This window comes from Brooklawnia sp., assembly GCF_049651565.1.
Lineage (GTDB): Bacteria > Actinomycetota > Actinomycetes > Propionibacteriales > Propionibacteriaceae > Brooklawnia.
Window position 1 is genome coordinate 1 of the sequence record NZ_JBASCI010000024.1, and the last position, 6,380, is coordinate 6,380.

Here is a 6,380-nt window from a genome sequence, read left to right on the forward strand (position 1 = left end):
TGCGCGTTGTCCAGCCGCAGCCGGGCAGCGCGGGCCGTCCAGCCCCGTGGCGGCCTGATCCGCTCTACCAACTGCTCACGGCTGTCGGCGGCCTGCAGCCCAGCCACCACGGCCTGCAGGACAGCCGGCGACGCGGTGGAGTCGTAGGTCACCCCCTCGGCCGGACAGCAGGTGGGATTCGAGCACAGCACCGACCAGTACCGGTCGCTGGCGACGTAGATCGCGTCCACCACCGAATCGGATCCGACCAGGTCGACGGCCAACCGTAGGCCGTCCTCGACGACCGGCCGCTCCTCGCCATAACCGGCGAAGATCCACTGTGCGGTCGGGAAGCGGACGCCGAGCTGCCGCAACTGGGCGTCGAAGGTCAGCGGGTGGGTCGCCATCTTGAGCGGGATGCGGGCGGTCAGCTTGAGGCGTCCGTCAAGGCAGAGCATCGCGACGATCGAGTCGTGCGGGTGGAACCCGAGCAGGTAGGGCACCAGGCACGCCACGTCGGCAGCGCCGCGCAGCCGCAGCGGACCGGCGGTCGGGTCATCATCAGGATGCAGGGACCCGGGAATCGGGGTGTTCTTGTCTGGTTTCACGCCGCAGACGATCGCTGGTCGGCCGGCCGGTTCTTCAATCCCGGCCCGAAACTGTGGACAACTCGGCGACTCGGGGCACGGGTACGCTGGCAGGCACCATGAGTACTCAGCCGCCACCCGATCAGGGCCGAAACCAGTGGGCGTCGCCGAACTCGGCGTGGGGACGTCCGTCCGGTGCGTGGCAGGCTCCCGAGAACCCGGACCCGGTGCCCGCTGCGCCGCGTGAATCCGGGCAGCCCCACACCGACCCCCAGCCGCCCCCATCGGGCGACCGCCCGACGGTCACCATCGACCAGTTCCGGTCGAAGCGCAGCCGAACCGGCCCGATCGCCATGGTGCTGGTGGCAATTGCCGTTGTCGCGGCCATCCTTTTCCTGGGCTCGCGTCCAGACGGCGATGGCGCGCCGGCCAGCCCGTCGCCCACCCCGACCGCATCCCGCACCATCCCCAGCCTGCCCACCGGCGGCGAGTTCGCGAACTCGATCGCCTTCGAGTCCGACCGGGTCGCTGGCACGTTCGGGATCAACGACTCCTACTGGGAGGACTCCACCCTCGTCGTCGACGTCACCATCTCGGTCGACTGGGGTTCGCTGAGCTACAGCTTCCTGGCCATGGACATGGAGAGCGGTGACGTCACACCTTCTGATCCGCCCTCCTACCCGTCCGATCTGCCCGGCCGGCCGCTCAACGCCGGCGAGCAGGCCTCCGGCACCGTCCGGTTCACCAAGTCGCCCGGCGACACCCAGGTGCTGCTCGGCGACACCGGCTTCAGCAACCTGACCATGCTGGCGGTGAAGGGACCCTAGCTGCGGGTTTGGTTCCCTCCAAGCGCCGGGAACAATTGAGCAATGGGCAAACCCATCGCGTTCTATGACCCCGACTGCGGATTCTGCACTTCCTTCGCCCAGTGGCTCGCCCGCCGCAACCCCGACTGCGAGGTGCGTCCGATGACCCCCAGGCTGTTGGCGGAGTTCGGCATCGATCCCGAGCGGGCCACCTGCGAGGTGCCCTTCCTGTACCCCGACGGACGCGTTAGTTGGGGCGCCGCCGCAATCGCCGCCGGGCTCCAGCAGTGCCGGGCCGGCTGGTGGGCGCTGGGCAGCCTGATCGGCAGCGCTCCGGGGCAGCTGGTGGCGCGTCCGGTGTACCGCTGGGTGGCCGCCAACCGTCACAGGCTCCCCGGTGGGACGCCGGCCTGCGACCTCAGCAATGCCCCGCGCCGCGCGTAGCCGGCCTTCGATGCTCCCCAACGCGCGCGAGACGCCCGGAAGCGCTTCCCGAACCCAGCCGACTCCCACCCCAACCCACCCGCCAGTCATCAATGCGGGAGATCACACAGCGACATCGCTGTGCAGACCTCCGCAACAGTTCACGGGTGGCCAAGCCGCTGTCACACCACCCCCGGGGGTCCGCGGCGGCAATGCCTCGCCGGAGCGCAGAGGCGCCGTTGCACGCGGGCGGCCAAGGCGCTGATCACACCACCACGGGGGTCCGCGGTCGCAGCCGCGTCAATCACGGCCCGCGCTATGGTCGCCTCGCTAGGATGAACGGGTAATCCGGGGTTCAACCACGAGACCCGGCACGCAAACCGGTACGTTTCCCCTTATGGGAGGTCTCATGGTTACGCCCCGCCTGACCCGTCGCAGTGTCCTGGGAGGATTCGGCGCCCTCGCGGCGGGCAGCCTCGTCGGCTGCGCGAGCGGTTCGTCCTCGGGAGGCGCCGGGAGCGGCGCCGCCGACGAAGTCACCTATCAACTGTCGTGGACGCACTCGGTGCAGTTCGGCGGCACCTACCTGGCCCAGGACCGTGGGCTGTTCGAAGAGCTCGGCCTGTCAGTGCGGCTGGCCGCCGGCGGCCCCAACGTGGCCGGTGATGCCAACACCGTGAGCGGCGCAGCACTCATGAACATCTCGGTTGCCGACGGGGTGGCCCGGTCCAACGTCGAGGGGGCCGACCTGGTGATCATCGGCGCCCAGTACCAGAAGAGCCCGGTGACGATCCTGTCGCTGGCCGACGCCCCGCTGGTGACCCCCCAAGACCTGGTCGGCAAGAAGATCGGCGTCGCAGGCACCGACACTCCCGGCCTGAATGCTTTCCTGGCGCTGAACAACATGTCGGAGGGCGACGTCGAGTTCATCCCCAGCCAGTACGACCCCGCGGTGCTGACCGCGGGCCAGGTCGACGGGCTGTACTGCTTCTACAACGACCTGCCGGTGGCGCTGGCGGTGCAGGGCATCGACGGCTACTCGATGCTGCTGGCCGATTTCGGCTACAACCCGATGAGTCAGACCTACACAGTGCTGCGCTCCAGCCTCGCCGACGCGGCCAAGCGCGACCAGATCGTCCGGCTGCTCCGCGGCGACGCCCGCGGCTGGCAGCTGTACAAGGACGACCCGCAGGCCGCCGGAGAGCTGACCGTCGAGGCCTACCCGGACGCCGGACTCGACCTGGAGACCCAGCGCCGGCAGGCCGAGGTGCAGCTCGACATCATGTTCTCCCCGCTCACCGACACCAAGGGGTTCGGCTGGTTCACCGACGAGCAGGTCGACGAGAACCTCAAGCTGTTCACCATCCTCGGCATCGAGGGTACGACCGAGCAGCTGTGGGACCGGTCGATCATGGAAGAGGTGTACGCGGACGGGCCCACCGCGTGAGCCTCGCGCCTGCCGAACAGACGGCGCCCGAGGTCGTCTGCACCGCAGTCGCCAAGACGTTCCCGACCGCGGCCGAGCCGCTGCGCGTCCTCGAACCGCTCGACCTGACCCTGGCCCCCGGCACGGTGACCGCGCTGGTGGGGCCGTCCGGCTGCGGCAAGTCGACGCTGCTGCGGATCATCGCCGGGCTGGAGCACGCCGACCCCGGCGGACAGGTGCAGATCGGCGGCGACGAACCGACGCGGGTCCGCAAGCGGGGCGAGTTGGCGATAGCGTTCCAGGACGCCGCCCTGTTGCCGTGGCGGACGACCGCCGGCAATGTCGCGCTGGCCCAGAAGCTGGCCGGGCAGCCGGCCGACCGCGACCGGATCGTCGAACTGCTCAAACTGGTCGGGCTGGCCGGGTTCGAGAAGGTCCGTCCGGCGCAGTTGTCGGGAGGGATGCGGCAGCGCGCCGCGATCGCCCGTTGCCTGATCACCGAGCCGCGGCTGCTGCTGCTCGATGAGCCGTTCGGGGCGGTGGACGAGCTGACCCGCCGACGGCTGAACATTGAGCTACCGCCGCTGTGGTCGGGCACGGTGACCACGACCCTGCTGGTGACCCACTCGATCCCGGAGGCGGTGCTGCTGGCCGATCGCGTGCTGGTGATGTCGCCGCGACCGGGCACCATCGTCGCCGACCTACCGATCGACATCGAACGCCCCCGCAGGATCGAGCACCAGCACACCCGCCGCTACGGCGAGTTGGTCGACCGGATCGGTTACCTGCTCGGCGTGGACCAGAACCCGGACGCGAAGGTCTGAGCGATGGTCGTCCAGAGTCAGCCAATCACCCGGCCGAGTCCGGCGTCCCTCGACGAGTCGCCGGACGCCACACGCCCTCCGGACGAGAAGTCGCGGTGGGCGTCCCGGCTGCGAACGGTGCTCGGTTGGCTCCTGGTGATCGGGCTGTGGGAGCTGGTCGGCCGCACGCTGCTCGCGGGCAAGCACCTGATCGGCGTGCCGTCCGGGATGGTGGCCAAGCTGGTCGAGAACGCCGAGGTGTACGCCCGAGGGCTGTGGTTCACCACCCGTGAGGCACTGCTCGGCTACCTGATCGGGAACCTGGCCGCCGTCGTGCTGGTGCTGCTGGTAGTGCTGTTGCCCAGCCTGGAGCGTCTGGTGCTGCGGATGGCGCTGGTGGTCTACTGCCTGCCGCTGGTGGCGCTCGGCCCGCTGCTGCGGCTGGTGTACGGATTCGGGGACGCGCCGCAGATCACGCTGGCCGCGGTCGCGGTCTACTACCTGACGCTGGTGCCGCTGCTGGTCGGGATGCGGGCGGTGCCGCAGTCGTGGCTCGACCTGATCGCATCCTACGGGCGGGGACGCTGGACCGCGCTGGTTACGGTCCGGCTGCGGGCAGCGCTGCCTTACTTGATGGCCGGACTGCAGGCGTCGGTTCCGGCGGCATTCCTGGGCGCGCTGGTGGGCGAGTTCACCGGCGCCGAGCGAGGGCTGGGCGTGCTGTCGATCCTGGCGCTGCGCAGCCTGGACACCGACGGGTTGTGGGCGTTGATGCTGCTCAGCACGGTGGTGTCGCTGATCGGCTACGTCGGGGTCTCGGCGCTGGCCCGCCGGTTGACCCCGGAGCAGCCGGCCGTGCTGCTGACTCCGCCCCGATCCGCGCCGCGGCGTCCGGCCTGGCAGCGTGGGCTGGTCAACTTCGCCGGGGTGCTGCTGACCGCGGCGCTGTTGGTGGGCGGGTGGATCGGGTTGTTCGCGCTGCTGGGGATGAACCCGTACTTCGCCAAGCGGCCGTGGGATGTCTGGGAGTGGCTGGTCTCCTCGCCGGCGGCTCCCGAGCACCGGGCAGAGTTGTGGGCCGCGGTCGGCGAAACGGCGGCGGTGGCGGTCCCCGGGTACTTCGCCGGGTTGGCGATGGGGGTGGGGCTGGCGATTGTCTTCTCGCTGTCCGCGCCGGTGCGTCGGGCGCTGACCCCGGTGGCGGTGGCCCTGCGGTGCGTGCCGATCATCGCCATCGCTCCCCTGCTGGTGGCCGCGCTGGGCCGCGGACCGGTCGGCACTGCCGCCGTGGTGGCGATCATGACGTTCTTCCCCACCCTGGTGTCGTGCCTGTACGGGCTGGCCCAGTTGCCGGGGCAGGTGGCCGATGTGTTCTCCACCTACGCGACACCGCCCCGGCGGGTGCTGATGTTGGGCCGGGTGCCAGCGATGGCGCCGGCGTTCTTCGCCTCGGCCCGGATCGCCGCGCCCACGGCGCTGCTGGGGGCCACGGTGGCGGAGTGGCTGGCGACCGGCACCGGGCTGGGCAACATGATGGCGGTGGACGCCGCGACGAGCCGCTACACCTCCCTGTGGTCGACCGTGGTGGTGGTGACGCTGATCGCCCTGGCGGCCTACACCCTGGTCGAGGTGGTTGAGCGGCGGGTGCTGGCGGTGGTGGCTCCCGAGCAGACCCGCTGGTGAGGACGCCGCTGCCTTGGTTGGCCGCGTCCCGTCCCGGTTGGCGTGCGGTGCCGGTCAGGCGCGTCCCGACCCGGGCGGCCACACCCGGCTCTACCCGGTGAGCACGGACGCCACCACCTCCGCAGTTTGTTGCCAAGTGGGCAGGTGCCTCCGCTGTTCGCGGGCCTCGGCGCGCCAACGCTGCCTCAGCTCTGGGTTGGTTAGCCAGGTTCGCAGCGCTTCGGTCAGGGCGGGGACGTCGCCGGGTGAGAAGGACGCTCCGACAGCCTGCGCATCCTCGGCACCGGTGCCGGCCGGCACGATCGATGGGACGCCCCGGGCGAGCGCCTCGCTGACCACCATCCCGTAGGTTTCGGTCCTGGAGGTGTGCACCAGCAGGTCGGTTTGCGCCCAGCTGGCTTCGAGGACGGCGCCGTGCTGGGGCCCGAGGAGTTTGATTCGATCGGTGAGTCTGGCTTCGGCGATGCGGCCTCGGACCTCGCGGGTGACGTCGTCGTCCGACGTGTCGGGCCCGACCAGCCGCGCGTTCCAGCCGAGATCGGCCAGCCTGGTCAGGGCTTCGACGAACGTGAGCGGATCCTTGATGCGGCTCAACCGGCCCAGCCACAACAAAGTGGGTGGGCCGCCGTACCGGGACGACCCGGGGGCGAGCTCGGCCGGGTCGGTTCCTGGG

General features: G+C 70.4%; 7 protein-coding genes. 5 read left to right on the top strand and 2 right to left on the bottom strand.

The window, feature by feature from the left end:
• Positions 1-587, bottom strand: a 587-nt coding sequence (locus WBL05_RS01140) for a DUF4192 domain-containing protein (protein ID WP_424223177.1), incomplete at its 3' end; no start/stop codon positions are given.
• 98 nt (positions 588-685) lie between these two features.
• Here WBL05_RS01140 and WBL05_RS01145 point away from each other — a divergent pair.
• The 5 genes from WBL05_RS01145 (at position 686) to WBL05_RS01165 (ending at position 5,707) form a co-directional block, all read left to right on the top strand.
• Complete coding sequence (locus tag WBL05_RS01145; protein ID WP_424223179.1) at positions 686-1,393, top strand: hypothetical protein; 708 nt, start codon at positions 686-688, stop codon at positions 1,391-1,393.
• A 42-nt stretch (positions 1,394-1,435) separates the two neighbouring features.
• Positions 1,436-1,816: a thiol-disulfide oxidoreductase DCC family protein gene (locus WBL05_RS01150; protein WP_424223180.1), complete on the top strand. Its 381-nt coding sequence runs from the start codon at positions 1,436-1,438 to the stop codon at positions 1,814-1,816.
• Positions 1,817-2,204: 388 nt separating this feature from the next.
• Positions 2,205-3,242, top strand: a complete 1,038-nt coding sequence (locus WBL05_RS01155; RefSeq protein WP_424223182.1) for an ABC transporter substrate-binding protein — start codon at positions 2,205-2,207, stop codon at positions 3,240-3,242.
• Entirely contained in the window at positions 3,239-4,045 is an 807-nt protein-coding gene (locus tag WBL05_RS01160) for an ABC transporter ATP-binding protein (protein WP_424223184.1), read from the top strand. The genes WBL05_RS01155 and WBL05_RS01160 overlap by 4 nt, the downstream gene beginning before the upstream one ends.
• A gap of 3 nt (positions 4,046-4,048) precedes the next feature.
• Positions 4,049-5,707, top strand: coding sequence for an ABC transporter permease (locus WBL05_RS01165; RefSeq protein WP_424223186.1), 1,659 nt, complete (start codon positions 4,049-4,051; stop codon positions 5,705-5,707).
• A gap of 90 nt (positions 5,708-5,797) precedes the next feature.
• Here the strand turns inward: WBL05_RS01165 and WBL05_RS01170 are convergent.
• A partial coding sequence (locus WBL05_RS01170) for a glycosyltransferase family 4 protein (RefSeq protein ID WP_424223187.1) occupies positions 5,798-6,380 on the bottom strand: 583 nt, incomplete at its 5' end.

Bases quoted from the DNA above. Each gene is read 5' to 3' on its own strand.
- WBL05_RS01145 (WP_424223179.1), top strand. From the start codon at position 686: ATGAGTACTCAGCCGCCACCCGATCAGGGCCGAAACCAGTGGGCGTCG.
- WBL05_RS01150 (WP_424223180.1), top strand. From the start codon at position 1,436: ATGGGCAAACCCATCGCGTTCTATGACCCCGACTGCGGATTCTGCACT.
- WBL05_RS01155 (WP_424223182.1), top strand. From the start codon at position 2,205: ATGGTTACGCCCCGCCTGACCCGTCGCAGTGTCCTGGGAGGATTCGGC.
- WBL05_RS01165 (WP_424223186.1), top strand. From the start codon at position 4,049: ATGGTCGTCCAGAGTCAGCCAATCACCCGGCCGAGTCCGGCGTCCCTC.